This window comes from Enterococcus pallens ATCC BAA-351, assembly GCF_000407485.1.
In the GTDB taxonomy this organism is placed as follows: Bacteria; Bacillota; Bacilli; order Lactobacillales; family Enterococcaceae; genus Enterococcus_A; species Enterococcus_A pallens.
The window spans coordinates 627,390-645,821 of the sequence record NZ_ASWD01000002.1; the positions used below are offsets into that span (position 1 = coordinate 627,390).

17 protein-coding genes are annotated in these 18,432 nt (G+C 43.7%); all 17 read right to left on the reverse strand.

What is annotated here, in order from left to right:
• Nucleotide 1: 1 nt before the first annotated feature.
• The 17 genes from I588_RS09515 to I588_RS09595 all read right to left on the reverse strand — a co-directional run bounded on the left by I588_RS09515 (nt 2) and on the right by I588_RS09595 (nt 18,396).
• On the reverse strand, nt 2-787 hold the full coding sequence (locus I588_RS09515) for a WxL domain-containing protein (protein ID WP_010755245.1): 786 nt from the start codon (nt 785-787) through the stop codon (nt 2-4).
• A gap of 49 nt (nt 788-836) precedes the next feature.
• Nucleotides 837-1,568 (reverse strand): WxL domain-containing protein, encoded by a 732-nt coding sequence (locus I588_RS09520; RefSeq protein ID WP_010755244.1) that lies wholly within the window; start codon nt 1,566-1,568, stop codon nt 837-839.
• Complete coding sequence (locus I588_RS09525) at nt 1,565-1,951, reverse strand: EF2685/EF0750 family sortase-dependent surface protein (protein WP_010755243.1); 387 nt, start codon at nt 1,949-1,951, stop codon at nt 1,565-1,567. Before I588_RS09525 ends, I588_RS09520 begins: the two co-directional genes overlap by 4 nt.
• 867 nt (nt 1,952-2,818) lie before the next feature.
• Nucleotides 2,819-3,607, reverse strand: coding sequence for an ABC transporter permease (locus I588_RS09530; RefSeq protein WP_010755242.1), 789 nt, complete (start codon nt 3,605-3,607; stop codon nt 2,819-2,821).
• A complete protein-coding gene (locus tag I588_RS09535; RefSeq protein WP_010755241.1) occupies nt 3,600-4,514 on the reverse strand; it encodes an ABC transporter ATP-binding protein in 915 nt (304 codons plus the stop codon). The genes I588_RS09530 and I588_RS09535 overlap by 8 nt, the downstream gene beginning before the upstream one ends.
• 110 nt (nt 4,515-4,624) lie before the next feature.
• Complete coding sequence (locus tag I588_RS09540) at nt 4,625-5,560, reverse strand: phosphotransferase (protein ID WP_010755240.1); 936 nt, start codon at nt 5,558-5,560, stop codon at nt 4,625-4,627.
• Between the two features lie 11 nt (nt 5,561-5,571).
• Complete coding sequence (locus I588_RS26815) at nt 5,572-7,998, reverse strand: DEAD/DEAH box helicase family protein (RefSeq protein WP_010755239.1); 2,427 nt, start codon at nt 7,996-7,998, stop codon at nt 5,572-5,574.
• Nucleotides 7,999-8,101: 103 nt separating this feature from the next.
• Nucleotides 8,102-9,085 (reverse strand): aldo/keto reductase, encoded by a 984-nt coding sequence (locus I588_RS09550; protein WP_010755238.1) that lies wholly within the window; start codon nt 9,083-9,085, stop codon nt 8,102-8,104.
• Entirely contained in the window at nt 9,075-10,202 is a 1,128-nt protein-coding gene (locus I588_RS09555) for a mannitol dehydrogenase family protein (protein ID WP_010755237.1), read from the reverse strand. The genes I588_RS09550 and I588_RS09555 overlap by 11 nt, the downstream gene beginning before the upstream one ends.
• A gap of 13 nt (nt 10,203-10,215) precedes the next feature.
• A complete protein-coding gene (locus I588_RS09560; protein WP_010755236.1) occupies nt 10,216-11,037 on the reverse strand; it encodes a PTS system mannose/fructose/sorbose family transporter subunit IID in 822 nt (273 codons plus the stop codon).
• The gene (locus I588_RS09565; protein ID WP_010755235.1) at nt 11,024-11,791 is read right to left on the reverse strand and encodes a PTS sugar transporter subunit IIC; all 768 of its coding nucleotides are present in this window, start codon (nt 11,789-11,791) and stop codon (nt 11,024-11,026) included. Before I588_RS09565 ends, I588_RS09560 begins: the two co-directional genes overlap by 14 nt.
• A 23-nt stretch (nt 11,792-11,814) precedes the next feature.
• Nucleotides 11,815-12,861 (reverse strand): zinc-dependent alcohol dehydrogenase, encoded by a 1,047-nt coding sequence (locus tag I588_RS09570; RefSeq protein ID WP_010755234.1) that lies wholly within the window; start codon nt 12,859-12,861, stop codon nt 11,815-11,817.
• Nucleotides 12,858-13,691, reverse strand: a complete 834-nt coding sequence (locus I588_RS09575) for a sugar phosphate isomerase/epimerase family protein (RefSeq protein ID WP_010755233.1) — start codon at nt 13,689-13,691, stop codon at nt 12,858-12,860. The genes I588_RS09570 and I588_RS09575 overlap by 4 nt, the downstream gene beginning before the upstream one ends.
• 1 nt (nt 13,692) lies before the next feature.
• On the reverse strand, nt 13,693-14,574 hold the full coding sequence (locus I588_RS09580; protein ID WP_010755232.1) for a class II fructose-bisphosphate aldolase: 882 nt from the start codon (nt 14,572-14,574) through the stop codon (nt 13,693-13,695).
• Between the two features lie 39 nt (nt 14,575-14,613).
• A complete protein-coding gene (locus I588_RS09585; RefSeq protein ID WP_010755231.1) occupies nt 14,614-15,075 on the reverse strand; it encodes a PTS sugar transporter subunit IIB in 462 nt (153 codons plus the stop codon).
• Nucleotides 15,076-15,087: 12 nt separating this feature from the next.
• Nucleotides 15,088-15,507, reverse strand: coding sequence for a PTS sugar transporter subunit IIA (locus tag I588_RS09590; RefSeq protein WP_010755230.1), 420 nt, complete (start codon nt 15,505-15,507; stop codon nt 15,088-15,090).
• Nucleotides 15,508-15,681: 174 nt separating this feature from the next.
• The gene (locus tag I588_RS09595) at nt 15,682-18,396 is read right to left on the reverse strand and encodes a sigma 54-interacting transcriptional regulator (RefSeq protein WP_010755229.1); all 2,715 of its coding nucleotides are present in this window, start codon (nt 18,394-18,396) and stop codon (nt 15,682-15,684) included.
• Nucleotides 18,397-18,432: the final 36 nt, after the last annotated feature.

Here is an 18,432-nt window from a genome sequence, read left to right on the forward strand (position 1 = left end):
CTTAGTTACCTGGAACGTCAGTCAGCATCCAGGTCAAAGTCGTTTGATACTTCACCGCGTCTTTAGGTGTCGCACCTGGCACGCTTAGGCTGACATCTTTTGTTACATTGACATCTTGTTCTTTACCGTCTTTATCCTTTTCCTTCACTGACTCGACTTTACCCCAATAATCCTCCCAAGTTCCGGCACCGGAATCCGCCTTCGCAGACATTACCAATGATTCAGAACCATCAGGGTTTAAGGTGATTTCCTTTGCTTCAGGAGGTGTTACTCCTTTTGCATTTGAAGTAACGGTCGGTTTTTTGACAGTGATTTGCGAACCATCTAAAACTTTGTTCAACGTAGTAGTTGTCGCAGTTAATTGTCCATCTTGTTTGACCGTCAAAGTCCAGCCCGCATTAGTTCCGCGATTATCAGAAACTTGTACATAGTTTTCCGTATCGGCATGACCATTTCCGTAGTGCTGCGCACGTGCATAGTAGGTTTGGTCTTTATTAGAGATTTTATTCAAACCAAAATCAAAGCTGGATGCATAGTCGATTGATAATGGACCGTTTGTTCCTGGCTCTGGTTTTTGATCCGGATTGGTTGGATCAACGGGATTAACGGGATTTTCTGGATCAGGGTTTTCTGGGTCCACCGGATCAGTTTGACCATCGTTAGGGACAAATTCAACGACTCCGTGTGAATGATATTCTGAGCTGTCAGCAGCAAATGCCGTGGTGCTGACAGTGGTTAATGCAATTGCGCTCAAAGCGACAATGCTTAATAATTTAATATTTTTCATTGAGCATACTCCTTTAGTACATCAGAATTTAAGTGATTATTCACTCGTTTTAATTGTTATTGCCTGGTGTGCTGGCTAATGTCCAGTTCAAGGTTGTTTTATATTCCTTCGCTAATTTCACTGTTTTACCAGGTACATCTAATTCAATCGCTTTTTTACCAGTATCTGCGTCGTTACCAAATCGGTAGACCCAAGTACCTGCACCTTTTGTTTTTTCAGCCGTGATACCAGCCGCTTCTTGACCAGGTGTCAAATCAATTGAAGCTGCGACAGTTCCCGATGCGTAAGTATCGCTGCCAGAAAGCCCCGCGATAGCCGCCGTCTTGATTTTTAGCGCCGCTCCAGTCAGTTCATCGCCATCAGCTGTTTTGAATTGCTCTGGTTGAGTAACAGATAGTGACCAACCTTCCAATGTCCCGCGCTTATCCGTCACCTGAACATAATTAGGTTTTTCAATCGTAGGTTTTCCTTCGCTATCTTTGAATTGATCCAATTGTGCGAAATACGTTTGATCAGTTGTTGATATTTTTTGGGTCCCAAATTTCCACTGAGAAGCATAGTCGATTGATAATGAACCGCCTACTGGAGTTGGTGGGTCAACTGGGTCAATCGGAATATCTGGATCTTCTGGATCGACCGGCGGTGTAACATCATCCCCCGCTTCAAAATTAATCGTTCCCTGAGTTGGGTAAGTCCCGCCTTCAGCAGCGAAAACCTGCGAAGTGTTTGCCGCCAGGCTTAGTAATAAAGCCGCTGATGCTAAAAATACAGTCTTTTTCATGCTTGTTTCTCTCCTTTTTTATTTCGTTTTTGTATCCATAGGAATGAAGCAATCGATAGCAATAAGATCATTCCCGCGGATTGAACTGCAACTAGATTTTGATCGCCGGTTCGAGGGATAATTTCTTTCCCAGAAGCAGAATAGTTGGGGGAAGTTTGATAATGCAATGATCCGCCACTCGCTCCGCCCACAGTACCGTTGCTTGCTCCGTGATCCTCGCCTTTATCTACAGAAGAATCAGGTTTTTCGTACGTCCCATAAAACGAGGTAGTTCCATGTGAAGGATACGCCTTCGATTCCTCCGCAAAGACCGAGATAGGATTGAACGATCCTAAAAATATTAACCCGACAATTAGAAGTACTCTTATTTTTTTCGTTGTCATCTCCCCCTTCGATACTATTTTTAAACAGATGTCGTTGAGACAATTCATATCTTACATCGCTAGTTAAAATGATTCTATTTAAAAAATTTCGAAAACAAAAAATAAAAAAAATCCCTTAACCTGTCATTAGCCACCCTCTTGATAAATTAATAGAACAACGAAACAAAAACTTATCGATTTTTGCCAGAATCGCCTCTTTAAATATTCTTTAGTTTTAAACACAAAAAATTCGTTTTAATTTTACTTATACATCGTTTTTTTTTCAATTATTCGTATTCGTATTACTGTTCTTTTTTTAACCAACTTTTGAGTGTTCTTTTTTTCTTTTCCGACAATTAATTGTCTGATCCAGTTAAAACAGAACCTTCTCTTGTCGTTTATTTTCATAAATAGAAATAAAGGTCAAAATACCAAAAAATAAACTGTTAATTTGACATTCCGAAAAAATATTTCTATCTTATTTCGATATCATCCGTTATTTTATATGTTGAAATACGCATTCTGCAAAATAGAATGATTTTTTTCTTCTGTATAAACAGCAAAAAACAGACCAACCTTAAGCTGATCTGTTTTACCATTCTTATTATTCATCTATTCTAGCTAAACCTTTGATTGATTATCTCTAAAGCGATCAGCTGCTCCGACCTTTTTTTCGACTTGACTCGCGGAACTTCACAGGGGTGAACCGATGAATCTCATCCTCATTGAAGCTTCTTCTAGCCTCAATGGACGCCGCAGCAGCCCGGGATATTGCTCAATTATTTCCACCAGCGTATTTCTCAAAAACACCTGCCTAGCTAGTGTTCCTTCACGGATTGCCCTTTTCACAAACAAGCACTTCGCCAAAAACTTTTTGCAAAAAACAGACTATTTCAACAGCATCTCATAGGTAAAGCTTTGCATCGAACCTTGCAGCAACGCAATCGCCACACCAAACAATACCACGCCGGCTATCAAAAGAGCCCACGAACTAATCAGGAACAATCCTGTAAACTGACCTACCATGAAAAGCACTAGCGGCATAATCAAAAAGCCGGAACGTTGCTGAGCTTCCTCCATGGTTTGCGACTTGGCAGAGCCTTTAACGATCAAGGTAATCGATACTAAAGTAATTGCCGGTACCAGCAGCAGTAAAATGTAAGCCCACGAGATGCTTAAAGAAAGCAGCGTGCTTCGCAGTAAGAAGACCTCCAACTGAACCACTACTAACATAATGACAAAGGACGCCAAGGTAATCCCAAAGCTGACTACAAAAGAAGAATAGACCTTCGCCTGAAAAATCTGTTTGACTGACAATGGCGAATAAAAGAGCGTCTCCAAGGTGTTCTTCTCCTTTTCCCCTACAAAGGAGCTGGCAGCCATAACGGTCGCCGTCATAATGGGAATCATTAAGAAAAACATTGGCAGAACCGAATTGAAGATTGTTTGAACAATTACAACACCTAAATCGCCCTGCGATTGATTCGGCAGTATGGTTAACAGCTTTTGAAAATCATTGGAGCTGGTAGGCGTCAGCAATGCAATTAACACGAACACACTAGGCAAGATTACCGAAAATAGTAAGGGCAGCAACAACAGCATATAAAAATAGCGCTTGTTGGCAATGATGCCCTGAACATCCTTTTTGACGATGGCTTTTTGTTTGGAATTAATCATGGGCTGGCCCTCCTTCTTCTAACAAGGCAAAATAAATTTCCTCTAGCGTCATTTCCTTCGCCGAAACACCATAAACGTCCGTACCTGACTGAACAATTTTTCTTACCAGCTTAGGAATTTCCTGTTCACTGGCTAAGGTGAATTCAAACTCGCCAGGGCTCAAAGCCTCATAAGGTTCGTCTATAGTCAGCTGATTGGCTTCGATTTGCACCTTTAGCCCCTTGAAGGTTTGTTTGCGCAAGCTTTCCAATGTGCCGGCAGCTAATAGCTTGCCTTCATCCAGCAGCCCATAGCTAGTACAAATCTCCTGGGCATATCGTAATTGGTGGGTACAGAGAAAGACCGTAACTCCTTGATTTTTAGCCAGCTCTTGAATCAGCCGATTCACATTCAAGACACTCTCCGGGTCTAATCCGCTTGTTGGCTCATCCAAAAAAAGGACTTTAGGCTGATGAATCAATGCTCGTCCCAAGGAAAGCCGCTGGCGCATCCCCGTAGAATAAGAGGTCAGCTTGCGATCAGCCACATAAGTCAGCTCTAATTGCTCCAATAGGGCCAAGCCTTTTTCTCGACTTTCCTGGTTACTTAGACCGAATACTTCTCCATAAAACATCAGATTCTCCAAGCCGGTCATTTGATCATACATGGCAGCCCGTTCGGTTAATACACCAGAAACTTGATGAATGATCTCCGGCTCCTTGGTAGGATCATGGCCCAATACAGACATCTGTCCGCTGGTAGGCTGCAGCATGCCGTTTAGTAGTTTGACTGTCGTAGTTTTCCCGGCACCATTTGGCCCAAGAAAACCAAAGACCTCACCCTGGTTAATCGAAAGATTCAGATCCTCCACGGCAATCTGTTGATTACCGAAATGCTTTGATAGCTGTGCTATTTCAATGGCTTTCATTATTATCCTCGTTTTGTTCTATAAATTTTTAATTATTCTAAGTGTAGCACGCTCAAGACTAGTTAGTAAGAGAGCTGTAGTTAACTTTGTCACCCGCTGAGAAACCTTGACTAGCTGAAAACAACCTTTTTTAAGAAATCAGCGAATTCAAGCTGCTTCCACTTATCCGCAATCGCATCATCCTGCTTCAGCATAAAGCCTAAGAAAAACAAATAGAAATAGTCCTTGCGATACTGCGGCTGAAAGTCCAATTGAAAAAGCTGGAAGCTCTCAGCAAAAGCTTCGTCATACTTCCCTGCTAAGTAATCCTGATAATAATGCTGATTACCATGTACATCCAGCTCATTCCAGATGAACTTGAAAAAATCGTGGAAAAAAAGATAGTCGCCAGCCGTGTCCCAATCAATATACCAAAGCTTTTCACTTTCTCGCTCCAATAAAATATTCTCCGTCCACAAATCACCATGCAGCATTAGAAAAGGAAACTTGGTTGCCAGCAGGTCAGGATGAATTTCCTTCGTTAGCACAGCGAGTTCCTCCCTTGTCTGATCTGCTAAACGATGCGCTGCAGCGGTTGTTCGCTGCTGCTGAAAATAATGCCTGTAATCCTGATAAATCGTCTTTAGGATCAGTGAATCATCCTGAGGCGTGATTTTTCTAAAATCAATCCGCTCTTCCATCAATTGCAGTTTTTCAGCATCCTGCTGCTGCAATGCTGGTACGGAAAAGAACGACGAAAAATAATCGTAATGCTGGATTTTCTGCTGATAACTGGTTTTGCTGCTGCATAGAATCAGCACTTTCTCTGGGGAAAAGATTTTAATTTCGCCACCGCTGGTAAACCAAAGTATCCTGCCGGAAAATGCTTTAGGCTGGTCAGAAATCAGCACCTTTTGAGTATTGGCAGAATCGTATTTCCCGTCAATCATCGGATGGTTCCTTTCGGTCGTTAAGAAAAAGATACGCCCATCCTCGGCACTGGCATATTCCCCAGCAGTTAAGTAGCGGCTGAATTCTTGAACTTGTTCCGCTCTAGTTAGATTCATTTTTCATCACCTTACGTCCAAATATTTTTTTGAACAATTACTTCATCGCGAGTCTGGAAGACCTGTGCCATCCGGTAAGCCACCAGCTTTTGACGGCCGACAGGATTTCTAGTATACACCAGCTGACATTTAAGCAGCGGCGACTGATTTATTTCCTTAAGAAAAAGATTTGCGGTTTGCTTATTTCGGCCGAAGCGCTCCGGCACTGACAGAACCAGCTTTTTCCCTTCAATTAAATACCGCGGGTTCTCCAACGGTGCCAAAAGCTCCCTCATAACCTCTGTAAAAAGCTGTCCTTCTCGATAGCCGGCATTCTCAAGGTAGCAGCTGAATTCCTGCTGATCAGCCGCTGCGATTACTTTGCGCTCACTAATTTCACCAAGCCGCTGCAACGTCTTTTGAACGCAGATAGCCAAGCTTTCTTTGCGGGCACATTCCTTTTGCCAGTGCTTCTGCTGGACCCGAGTTCGGAAATATTCCGGCAAGCTGCCTTTAAGTAGAGCTGACCAGAAGCTTGGCGGCTCTGTATTTTTAACTACCATTGGCAATAAAGCTGCTTGTTCTGGCTTTGCCTGATCGATTTTCCGAACGATGACCGGCATAGAAAGATGCCAGCCGTCAGCTAAAGCCGTGCGCCACTGTTCCTTCAACCGACTCCGTTCACTGGAAAAGTAGAACATCGACTGGGTATAAGTTTCCATCGTAGTAGTCGTATAGTCCAGCGGCAACGCAAAACGATCCCCACCACTTTCAATTTTGGGAGAAGCTTCAAAGGTCAAACCAGAAATATAGCCCAAACGCCGCAATATTCTTATCAAATCCGGTTGCTCAGGCAGCGGAACTCCTGGCAGGCCAATCGCCAAATGCCAAATATTCGTTACTTTATTTTGCGCGCCTAGACGTAAGCCGCGACCTCGCAGCTGTTGTGTTTGTACAAAAGACGAAGCTTGATTAGCCAAAATCAGCAGATTAATCACCGGACAATCCCAGCCCTCTCCTAACAAACTAACGGTTCCTACTAAGATATTCAGCTTTTTCTCGGTTAATAGTCGCGTAACTGCTTGCATCAAGGCGTGACGATTTTTGTCATCCAGCGCCAAATAGAAATAACCCGACAAATAGGGATGTTCCTTCATGCCCACTGCAAGTTCCGCCAGCTCAACAGTTACCAGCTGTTGCGGCAGTAGTAAGAACTCTCCGCAGATTGCACCGATTTGCTGGGTGGTACCTAATAGTCGAACAATCTCGTCAAACAAAGGAACCACACCATAAGCTAAGGTGCCATCACTGCCTGCCAATACCTCCTTGCAAATACGATCCGTCAAAACGACTGCTGTCAGCTCCTGCTTCAGCTGAACTTCTTCCTTTAGCAGAATTTGACACACGGCTTGCTTTTTCTCGGGAATTGCTTGATTGCCAACTGTGTCTGGATATTCTGGGAACAAATGCAGCGCCTCATCATACAACCAGCCCGCCTTTTTCAACTGATGAAAAATGGGCAATTCCGGCTGCTCTGCAAACAGCTGCTGATAAATAGTAATTAATTGCTTTTTGCCTAAAGGTGGAACTGCAGCTTTCTTCCCCTGACGCTTGGAACTGCCTAATAGCTGCCAATGCTCAGGAGTCAATTCATAGCCATGATGATTCAAGTAAATTAAGGCACTAGTAAATAGCTCAAAATTTTCATAAATCTCCTTTGAGTACTCTAGCGGCTGCTGAACAAAGCCTAAGGAAAGCAAATAGTCCACCGTCTCCTGACTTTCCATCAACGCTTCCACCAGCTCATTTTGTTTCGCTAAAAAGGCAAAATACTGCTGGGTAATTTCCTGATTGGCCGGAATCAAATAGAGAAAATCCTGATGCGGACACAGAACCTCCTCCTTCACCAGCTCGGGAATGCTAATTTCTTCATCAATCGGGCCATTTAACTCAATGTATTGCTTCCACTCCGCCTGCGAACTGTCAATTGGCGGTGTGGCAGTCAAGGAAATCGTCAACAGCTGCGGATGTTTTTTCTTCAAGTCAATCAGCAATTCGCCCCAGCTTTTTTTTAAATGATGGGCTTCATCAAAAACTAACAGCTCCAGCTGATCAACATAAGTCGGCTCCTCCTTCAGTCGGTTGTAAATGGTCTGATACGTCTCCACTGTAATACGACCAGGCTGTTCAATCGAGCCAGAAAGATAGCAGCTGTCTGCTGGATTTACTAAAAAATATTCTTCGATTGTTGTTAACCACTGCTTTTTCAAGATCAGGGAAGGAACCAAAATTAAGGTTTTACGATCCAAACGCCGGATCATTTCAATCCCTAAAAAGGTCTTGCCAGCCCCTGGTGGAGCCACCAGATGGACTGAATTATTGGTTAAATAAGCAGCAAAGTTAGTCAATAGACGCTCCTGATAACTGCGCCATTGAATCTTTTCATCCGATAACCACATTTCGGTTCCCCTCTCTTGCGTGTTTTCTCTATTATAGCCTAAATGAATCCAGCAAAAAAACTGCTGGCAGCCTTTATAGGCGTGTCAGCAGTTTTTGTGCGTGTTATCCAATTTCCAACCGTTCCAGCTCGGCATTGATAGCCTGTAAGTCTTCGTCTGCCAGCTGCCAGTTGAAGGCCTCGCAGTTGATTTTGGCTTCCTGTGGGTTGCGTACGCCTAGCAAAGCAGTATTCACAAAGCTTTGCTGAGTAGACCAGTTAATGGCGACTTGAGCGACTGGCTTGTCGTATTTTTCGGCAATCTGATCCAACGTCTTTAATAGTTCCATAATCTTCGAGAAGGTTGGCTCTTTGAAGAATGGGTAAAAGGTTAATCGGAAATCTTTTTCATCAAACTTCGGCAACTCGCGAATAGTGCCGGTTAAAATTCCTGCTCCCAAAGAACCAGAAGTCATTGTCGCAATGCCCTTGCTTTCTGCCCACTGCATCAATTCCTTTTGTGACTGGTTAACCATTGAAAAGGGTGGTTGAATTACATTGACTTCCCCATATTGCAAGGCTTCTTCGATTAATTCTTTAGAGGCATTGCACAGCCCAGTATAACGAATCTTGCCGGCTTTTTTCAAATCATTTAAAGCGGCCATTGTTTCTTCAATTGGCGTATTAACATCCGGCCAATGCATCAAGTAAAAGTCGATGTAGTCTGTACCTAATCGTTCCAATGAATCTTCAAATTCTCGCATAATGGGATCATATTTGTTGTTGCGAACCGGCTTGCCGTCAAAGTGACTGATGTACGAGCCAAACTTGGTAGCAAGATATAATTTTTCACGGTCATAGCCTTTGATTGCTTCCCCGACAATTTCTTCTGCTGCTCCTTCACCGTAAATCGGAGCGGTATCGATAATATTGACCTCTTCCTCCAGCATCGCTTTGATCGCTGCAATTGATTCACTGCGATCTACCTCGCCAAAGCTGCCACCCGCAGAATTGGCTCCCCCCATTGCCCAAGTGCCAACTGCTACAGAGGAAATTTCCTGTCCCGTACTGCCAAATGTTTTATATCTCATCTTCTTTTTATATCTCATCTTCTTCTCCTTCAATTCCTTGATAGTGTTTTTTGATTAACTGATAGAGGATAAAATCCTGCTGAGGATCCAGGCCGCAGACTTCTATCAATAGCTGATCAACAGTTCGCTGATCTTCCTTTTGCAGATAACGAAGCCCATAGGCAACCCCCAATGTAATATAGAAAGGCAAAATATTGTATGCCAAACACAGCTTCGCTGGTCCAATAAAACGTTCCTCGGCACCTAGTTTTACCGCTGGATTGGCCGTAACCCGTTGAATCGGGTCTTTGACATTTTGGGTTAATTTTTCCTGCATGTAGGCTACCCATTCCTGGTCTTCTACTGGATCAAAGGTGTATTTGGCGCTTATCGCCTCATGCGCTTCTTCAAAGGCACCTATTAAATAGGAGCGAATCTTCGAGTCCTGCTGAGCTTCACAGACAAAGGTCATGTGTTGTGCATCACCGATAAAACCGGCCATCACATGCCGCATGTTGCCGACATAAACCTTGCGATAAATTCGACCTTCCGCATTAGAGACAAACGCTACCTGTGGAATTTGCGGCTGCTCACCTTTGAAGGACAAGCCATCTATTTCTAAGTGCGGATTAGCAGTAATCATAACTGCGTATGGGTATTTCTCCAATTGTGCTTCACTTAATGGCAGACCTGCAGATAAAACCATCACTTGATTGATTCCGACTGTTTTCTGGAAATCAATCTTCTTATCTTCATCTAGGGCGTCTTCAACAAAAGCACGGAACTTCTGCGGTGCACCTAAAGAATTCACACAAAGCATAATGTTCATCAGTTTCATTTTCTGACGCAGCGCTTCAGCGAGATGATTTGCAATGCTTTGAAAAGCGCCTTCGTAAACACAGCAGAAAACGAATTCGTGATCGATTAGCGCTTCGGTTAGTCGATCCGGCGGGATAATTTCAAAAGTATTTATCTCATGCCGTTCCGATGTTTCTCCGTCAGCGACAAAAACAGAATAGCCGCCATTTTGTTGCATAGTTTCCAAGGCTTCAGTGTTTAAATCATAGAAGGAAAGCTGGTAGCCAGCTTCCTTCAGCAAATAGCCCACGACTCCGCGGCCAATATTTCCTGCTCCGATGATTAGTGCTCGTTTCATTCTATTCGCTCCTTTAGGCAATAATGCCCAGCATGAACAAGGCAACGCCGACCACCATCGTACCTAGCAAAAGCGGTACAACCTTTACACCGCGATCCAGCAGCCAGTATATAATTCCTACTAAAATTAGTGACAGCATGCTTGGCAAGATACTGTCCAAGGTTTCCTGCAGCTGCATCGCCCCGTCCTTCACCGATCCGCCAATCACGATTGGGGTAGAAACTTTAATGTTAAAGGCACACATAGCTCCAATTGCCATCAATCCCACTACTGAACAGGCATAAGAAACCTTTTGCATAATGTTGGATTTTTCCGATTGGATAATAAAGTCGCTTCCTAGGTTGTAGCCTAGCTTCAAGGAATAAAAGCGGGCTAAAAAATTAGGAATATTGTACACTAGCAGGAAAATAATCGGTGCCAACACACTGCCGTTTGCCGCCATTTCAGTAACCATCGCAGTGGCAATAATTCGCAGCGTTGCCGGAAAAATCGTATCGCCAATCGCAGACAAGGGACCCATTAACGCAGTCTTCATCCCACTAATAGTAGTAACATCAAATTCAGCCGACTTGGCATTTTCCTCTTCCATCGCCAAGGTAATCCCCAACGGAAAGCCGGCTAGAGATGGCGTGATATTGAAGTATTCAGTATGGTGACGACGAACCGCTTCATTTAATTTCTCAGGATTGTCAGCATAGATTTTTTCTAACGCTGGCAGCATGGAAAAGGTAAAACCGCTGTGCATTTGCCCAGGGTAATCATTCAAGCAATTCAAGGCAATATAACGGGTAAACACTCGATTTAAATCTTTTTTAGTTAATTTAGAAGTCATCATCCAGATCCCCCTGTTCTACGGTTGGTGTATTATTTAAATTGTGCGGTGTCAGCATAATCATCACAAACATTACGGCAAACAAGGTAATAGCAATCGTCGGCAATTTCAAATAGGCTGCCAGCATAAAGCCGATGAAGAAAAACGGCGACATTTTTTTACTGATAATCATCTTCAGCAGCATGGCAAAACCGATAGCCGGCAAAAGATTGGCTGCAGCTGACATCGCGTTGATGACATCTACTGGAATGGAATCAACAAAGGTTTGAACTGCACCGCTGCCGGAATAGACCGCCAGCAAGCCGAAAACAAAATAAATCCCAAAAGTAGAAATCCAGCAGCCCAGCACATAAATTCGCGAGGCCGACTTCAGCTGGCTTTTTTCCAACTGCTTGCTCATGGCAGTGGCAAAAACGGAATTAAATAATTTCACAACAATAAACAGGAAGCCCCCCAATAAACCAATTGGAACTGCTAAAGCGGTTGCCAGCTCACTGCCGGCATTAGTCATAATGGCAAAGGCGGTTCCGATAACCCCAGCAGCAGCGCCATCTGGACTTACCGCTGCCCCAACAGGAAACGAACCAATGAAGATAACCTCCAGCACACCACCAATAATTACACCCTGCGTTACATCTCCTAATGCCAGTCCCATCAGCGTGGATGCCACCAGCGGACGTGACAAGTAGCAGTAGCCAAAAAACATATCCATCTTACAGATTCCCAAGATCAACCCTGCAAGTACTGCTTCTAACATAGTTTTCCCTCCTTGACTCTTCTTTAAAAGACGACGCTTACCCGAAATGCACCTGGGACAGTAGCCGCTTCAAAAGCCTCTTGAATTTTTCCCAGCGGATACTTGGCTTCTACTAGCTTGGATACATCAATTCTTCCTTCACTAATAATCTCAGCCGCATATTGGAAATCATCAATATCGGCACTAAAAGTTCCTAACAATTCCAGCTTGCGGTAGTGAATAGCATTGGAATCAATGTTCAGCTCTGGGCTGGGGTAGCCGGCCGCAAAAAGTAAAATTCGTCCGTCAATCTGCTTCACCATTTCCAGTGCCTGATTATTGGCCGAGGTTGCTCCAACCGCAACCACCACTGCATCAACACCTTTGCCGCCAGTCCATTCTTTAACGGCTTCCACTGGATCTGTCTCCGAAACATTGACAACTTCAAAGCCGTAATCCTGGGCAGTTTGAATTTTCTTCTCCATCATTTCAGTTAAAATTACTTGGCAGCCCATTTCACGGGCGATTAATGCATTCAAGATCCCCATCGTGCCGGCACCAATAATTGCTACAGTTTCTCCTGGCTGAACCCGTAATTTTCGCAACCCTTCAACAACCGTTCCAGCAGGTTCCACAAAAGCAGCTTCAGAAGGATCAACCTCTGGACTCATTTTGCACAAAGCACGGTAAGTCTTCACCACATATTCCCCACAGCCAAAATTGCCGTAGTAGCCATCTGATGAAGCCACATTCATTACGCCGCGATGCGGACACTGGCTGGTTTTTCCTGCTTGGCAATAGTCACACTCACCGCACCAGTCATAGCCGACACCAATCGTTTCACCGACCTCAAAATCAGGAACTTCCGCTCCTTTGGCAATAATTTCCCCGCTGTATTCATGGCCGAAAGCCATAGGCAATGGTTGTTTGCCTAGACGGGCACCATTCCAGACACCATATTCTGACGTACACAGGTTGCAGGCTTTAACTTTTACTAAGACTTGATCAGGCTTCAGCTCCGGAATAGTGCGCTCATGAACCTGAGCGACGAATTTATCAGTAATAACAGCAAATTTTGTTTGGTTGGTCATAATTGCTCCTCCAATAGTTTTAGTTGATCATAGGTAGCCTGGTAAATTTTTCGAGGATTTTCACGATAACTGCTGTGGGTAAATTCTAAGCAAAATTCCCCTTGATACCCTTGCTGTTGAAATTCCTCCAGCACCTGCTGCAGCTTCAGCTCTCCCGTTTGCCAGGCTACATGGGCAAATTGCCCTTTTTGATAATTGGTTAAATGACAATAATCAATGCATGAGCCGAATATCTGAAAATAATCAGCAATACACTCGCCCTGACGGCTGATGGTTCCCGTATCAATAATCACCTTCAAATTCTCCTCATCTACCTCAGTCAAATAGCGTTTCATGCGTTCTAACGAGTTTACCAGCTTGGTACTTTGAGGAGTTAACGGCTCCATTGCCACCTTAATACCATAGCTTTTGGCAAATCGACTTAACCAATGCGCCATTTCAACTGATCGCAGCCAGGCTGCAGCCGGATCCTCATCGTGAAATGCCCAGCCGGAAGTAATCATAATCCTCGGACATTCCAGCTCATGGGCACTGTATACCACGTGGCGAAAATAGTTTTTAGTCTGTCGAATTGCTTCGGTTCCCTTAGCAGCCAAGTGGAAAGGCTGTGGGCAGCTTTGTCTGGGACTCAAGCAGCTGACAGATAAGCTGAACTTTTTCAGCAGCTGCTGAAAAGTCAGAGTGTCCGTGTGGCTGTATGAATCAATGAAAAAGTGAGTCGGACAAGCCCAAAGATCAATCGTTTGATAGCCAATTTCACTGATCTCTTTTAGAAAAGTTTCCAGTTGATACTGCTGGTAGCAGTGATTCATCGGGGCAAAGCGCTGCATCTTACCAGCGCCCTTCAGATTTGAACAGCTTCATATAATGCATTAATTTAGCTTTGTAAGCATCGGCGCCTACAGCGAAAAGCTGCTGCATGTTCATGCGTTTAGTCGTGAACTCATCAGTGTCTACTCCCTTTGGTACTTTGATTTCTAAATTATTGGCATAGCTGGCTTCCATCGCATCTAAACCAGCCATTACTAAATCAGTGTTTAAATTAACCTTTTGAATGCCATGTTCGATGGTTTTGCGCAGATTGTCATCGCCGGAACCAGATCCGCCATGCAAGACTAATGGCTGTTCAATTTGAGCGGCCAAAGTATCCAGCAATGGGAAATCAATTTTGCATTCACCTTGGTAAACACCATGAGAGGTACCAACAGCTACTGCCAAACAATCGACATTAGTTTGGGCTAAGAAATCGGCAGCCTCTTCTGGTCGAGTCAACCCAGAATCACGAGTCTTATCGTATTCAAAGGCTTGACCGACATGTCCTAACTCTGCCTCTACCGAAATTCCGCAGGCATGGGCAAACTTAACAATTTCCGCGGTTTCCTTCACATTGTCCTCAAAGCTGCTTTGAGAGCGGTCAATCATGACTGAACTAAATCCGGCTCGGATCGCATTGGCGATATCTTCAAAGGGTCCGCCATGATCCAAATTGACAGCAACCGGTACTTCTGGATAACGACGTTCATAAAAACGAGCAATCTCAGCACATTCATAAATGCCGTGAACCCCTGCAACATCCAAAATAATTGGTGCCCGCAGCTCCTTGGCGGCTAAAAAACAGGCTTCTATCGTTTCACGGTTAAACACATTAGGTGCGGCCACCCCGTATCCGCCTTTCTTGGCTTCCTTTAACAGCTGATGCATTGGAATAATCATTGTTTTCCTCCTATTTTTTCCTTCAAAAATTACTCTCGTTTATTTGTATTGAACAATTGAATCGGTGGGAACCTGTTGGATTTCTACGCTGACTCCAGTTGAAACCAGCTCCTTCAACTGTTCCTCTTCCTGCGGCAGCAGATTAATGGCTTTTGAGATATTTTTGGTTCCTTCTCGTGCTTTAGTTCCACCCAAATTCAGTCGCTTAATATCCGGGATTGCCTGGATCAATTGATAAGCATCGTCGATTGAAGCTACAACAATAAATAGTTTGTATTTGTCGGTTTTACCGGCTTGAATCGCTGTAATTGAATCTTTGACCGTCTTGATAACCACCTTAATATTGTGGGGACAAGCCATTTTCAAGGTCGCTTTTTGCAAGGCATCGTTAACTACACTATCGTTAGCTACCAAGATACAATCGGCCTTGATACTATTGGTCCAAGACAAGGCTACCTGTCCATGGATTAAGCGATGATCAACACGCACTAATTGGATCATTTCATTTCCCTCCTAAAATTCGTCTTCTGTCATGTTCAGCTGCAACTGATTGCAGTAAGTAAATCCTTCATTGGCACTAGCCATCGCCTGAACAATCGCTGTCTGACTGTCGGCTTCTTCGTTGGACAACTGCACCAGCAAATCAATTAAAAACGCCAAGTTCATGCCCGAAATCAAATGAATGTTTTCGCCTTTATTGATACGCTTCATCCATTCATTGTTTACACTGCCGCCAAATATATCGGAAACTACAAACAATTCATTGTCCTGGTTTGCCTGAATGATCTGGTCGATTTCTTTTTCGACATCTTCATGCTCCCGGGTGTAAGCACAATAATAATCAAGATTGGGAAAATCGCCAGCGATCATCTTGACTGTATCTACCATGCCTTTGGCTAACCAACCGTGGCTGAAGCATAAAACCTTCCTCATGGAATCCCTCCTTTTTCCTCTTCGCTTTATTAAAAGCAAGTCCTGTGCCAATTACTGTTCATCAATAAAAAATAAGCCAAAATCCTACTGCTGCAAGGACTGCGGATTGAATGCAAACAAAAAGTGACACTATCTTTTGCAAAAAGACAGTGTCACTGATTTCTTTATTTAGTGTCACACAAAGTTCTGAGTGATATTGTAAATGTAATAAGCCTCTTCTACCGGCAATGTAATATTGTACAACTGCTCGATTGGGTGAAAGGCCGTTTGGATCATGGAACAAATCTGCTGCTGGTTTCGTAAAAATGCTTCATCCTGCGGCATCGTGTCCATCTGCTGATTGCGAATCAGCCGTTCAATCATGCAGCTGACGTGCACATACAACGTCAGCTTTTGATTATTGTTCAGCTTGCGATTGATAAAGCGTTCCAACGTTTCCATACAGGGCTCAATTTGGGAAATGACTTTAGTGCTGTCCAAAATCGTTAAGGAATCAATGATCTTATTCAAGGACAGATTCTTAATCATTTCATTGTTTACCACTTCTGCCACTTCCTTGGCGGTATGCTGTTCCAACAGCTGCAGCAGCCGATTGTCCTTATCGGAAAACAGATCCTCAATTGAAATAAACGGCAGCTGCCCCAGCTGCGGATCAGCCGTGCCGATTAAACCGATCACTTCATTCGTTTTGAAGACCTCTGTTTCAAAGCCCTTTTGCTTCAGCTGCTCAAAGTCTTGAGCAATAAATTGCAGCTCGCTTTCGGCTGGTACAATCTTAGTGAACAATTCCTTTAGTTTAATGGCAGTCCCAAACCCGGTACTGCAGGATATAATCACTGCCTTCGAAGCTTTCTTCTCTGGGTAAATCAGCTGGCAGTGAATTTTTCCGGTTTCCTTCATCTTCTCAGAGATTTCAAGAATACTTTGCTTTTGCTGGATTAGATCACCGCCCCATAAAGCCATTTCAGTGGATACATTGTTGATCAGTACAATCGGTGAAGTAATATTTTTAACTAACTGCTTGCCAATATTGTGAAGCGAACCCATATCCACCAGCACCAGCAATCCTTCCTGATAGTCGTAGCTTTCTACATATTGCTCAATGCGTTCAATTAACTCGTCAACACTAACATCCAGCGGCATATCAAAGGAATCAAAGATATGCGCCTTTAGCATTCGGTTCACCACACTGCTGATACTGCTGGCAGTCGCATAGCCATGGGCGATAATTAGGCCGCCAATCGCTTTGCTCTCAACCGTTTTTCCGGCAATTTGCGTGAGCATAATAAATAGCTTATCAAACTGACTTAAGGACAAATCTAAATTGTTTTCCAGCAGCTGAAACAACGTGGGGGTATTTTGTTTACTCATTTTATAAAGGTATTGGTACAGCTCCTGCAGCTCGGCTTTTTCTATATTAAACTGCAGTGCTTCGGTTCGTTTCAATAAATAATTGGCAATCATGAAGATGTCATTGCCGTTAGACAGATGGTTCTGAGCGTGCATCACCAGCTGGAAGGTCTCCTGCACCTGACGAATCATGTAATTCAGGATTTCCTGAGAAGTACTGACATCATTGAAAATCAATTGATCAATAAACGAATACAATTCCGACATCGCCTGCTCCTGAAAATCGACAAAAGTAAGCTGCTCCTTTTGCAGGGCCTTAAAAAGCTTTAGTACCCGGCGAATCATCTTGTCAGCATAGCGATTAAACAAGGTAATTTCCTTAGATACCCGAATCTCCATCGCCGGAGTAAACAAAACCGGTTCGTTCAAGAACTTCTTCTCATTTAACAAATCCAAATTAGCTAAAAGCATTTCCTCAGGCACGGAATTCCGGCGAATATCTACTGGATTTTTTCCCTGCTGCAGCGAATACTCGCGGGCACAAACCCGTTTGATCAAATTCTCCACTTCTCCAATATTACCTTTGTGCTGAGCATGCGTCAGTAGATGGATGACCGTACTGGACACCCGCAGTGAGCATTGCAGGACACTGGCTTCTTGCTTCAACATCAAGTAAATCAAATCCTGACGCTCCTGATAGGTTCGCTCCGCAAAGTTCGGCAAATGACAAATCATAGGAATTCGCCGTAAAAAGGTCGGCAAAAAACTGCTTTGCACTTCTTCAGTTGTGGCAAAAATTAACCGAACATTGGCTTTCCGCAGATTGTCCGTCTCCCCAATCCGACTGAAAACCTTCTGATCCATCAAAATAAATAGCTTTTCTTGTCCTTCCGGCGATAATCGGTGAACCTCATCCAAAAAAAGGATACCACCTTTAGCCTCTTCGATTAAACCGCCACGGTCACTATCCGCTCCGGTAAATGCCCCACGTTTGTAGCCGAAAAGCTGACTGGATAAAAGCTCCGGATTGTTGTAGTACTGGGCACAGTTAAACACAATAAACGGTGCCTTTTCGCTCAAAATATTCTTTGCTAGGCTGTATTCATAAACTAGACGAGCCAGCATGCTTTTCCCAGTTCCTGACTCCCCATGCAGCAGGATCGGTAAGCCTTCTGGATAAATCGCCGCGGAAATCAACTGCTCAATTGGTTCCTTCAGACTGTCGTTGCGGCCGATCACTCGATCAAAAGCATCGACTCCTCCCTGGCGCTTCAGCTCTCCGATCGAAGCGTACACCGCTCCCTCCAAAGCACAATCTAAAACGGTTTCAACAAAATTCCGACTAAAAAAATAAACTGGCCGGGAATTGATTTTGATTAACAACGACTCTTCCACCAGCTCGTTCAAATACTTACTAGCGGTGTTGCGCTTAATGGTAAAGTAATCACAAATTTCGTTAGCAATCACTGCTGCTGCTTCATCCAATTGATTGACCTGTTGATTTTTATCTACTACAAATTGATATATTTTCTGCTTCACAAGTATCATCCCCTTTGATATTGTTCGACATTTCAC

Bases quoted from the DNA above. Each gene is read 5' to 3' on its own strand.
- I588_RS09515 (WP_010755245.1), bottom strand. From the start codon at position 787: ATGAAAAATATTAAATTATTAAGCATTGTCGCTTTGAGCGCAATTGCA.
- I588_RS09520 (WP_010755244.1), bottom strand. From the start codon at position 1,568: ATGAAAAAGACTGTATTTTTAGCATCAGCGGCTTTATTACTAAGCCTG.
- I588_RS09525 (WP_010755243.1), bottom strand. From the start codon at position 1,951: ATGACAACGAAAAAAATAAGAGTACTTCTAATTGTCGGGTTAATATTT.
- I588_RS09530 (WP_010755242.1), bottom strand. From the start codon at position 3,607: ATGATTAATTCCAAACAAAAAGCCATCGTCAAAAAGGATGTTCAGGGC.
- I588_RS09535 (WP_010755241.1), bottom strand. From the start codon at position 4,514: ATGAAAGCCATTGAAATAGCACAGCTATCAAAGCATTTCGGTAATCAA.
- I588_RS09540 (WP_010755240.1), bottom strand. From the start codon at position 5,560: ATGAATCTAACTAGAGCGGAACAAGTTCAAGAATTCAGCCGCTACTTA.
- I588_RS26815 (WP_010755239.1), bottom strand. From the start codon at position 7,998: ATGTGGTTATCGGATGAAAAGATTCAATGGCGCAGTTATCAGGAGCGT.
- I588_RS09550 (WP_010755238.1), bottom strand. From the start codon at position 9,085: ATGAGATATAAAAAGAAGATGAGATATAAAACATTTGGCAGTACGGGA.
- I588_RS09555 (WP_010755237.1), bottom strand. From the start codon at position 10,202: ATGAAACGAGCACTAATCATCGGAGCAGGAAATATTGGCCGCGGAGTC.
- I588_RS09560 (WP_010755236.1), bottom strand. From the start codon at position 11,037: ATGATGACTTCTAAATTAACTAAAAAAGATTTAAATCGAGTGTTTACC.
- I588_RS09565 (WP_010755235.1), bottom strand. From the start codon at position 11,791: ATGTTAGAAGCAGTACTTGCAGGGTTGATCTTGGGAATCTGTAAGATG.
- I588_RS09570 (WP_010755234.1), bottom strand. From the start codon at position 12,861: ATGACCAACCAAACAAAATTTGCTGTTATTACTGATAAATTCGTCGCT.
- I588_RS09575 (WP_010755233.1), bottom strand. From the start codon at position 13,691: ATGCAGCGCTTTGCCCCGATGAATCACTGCTACCAGCAGTATCAACTG.
- I588_RS09580 (WP_010755232.1), bottom strand. From the start codon at position 14,574: ATGATTATTCCAATGCATCAGCTGTTAAAGGAAGCCAAGAAAGGCGGA.
- I588_RS09585 (WP_010755231.1), bottom strand. From the start codon at position 15,075: ATGATCCAATTAGTGCGTGTTGATCATCGCTTAATCCATGGACAGGTA.
- I588_RS09590 (WP_010755230.1), bottom strand. From the start codon at position 15,507: ATGAGGAAGGTTTTATGCTTCAGCCACGGTTGGTTAGCCAAAGGCATG.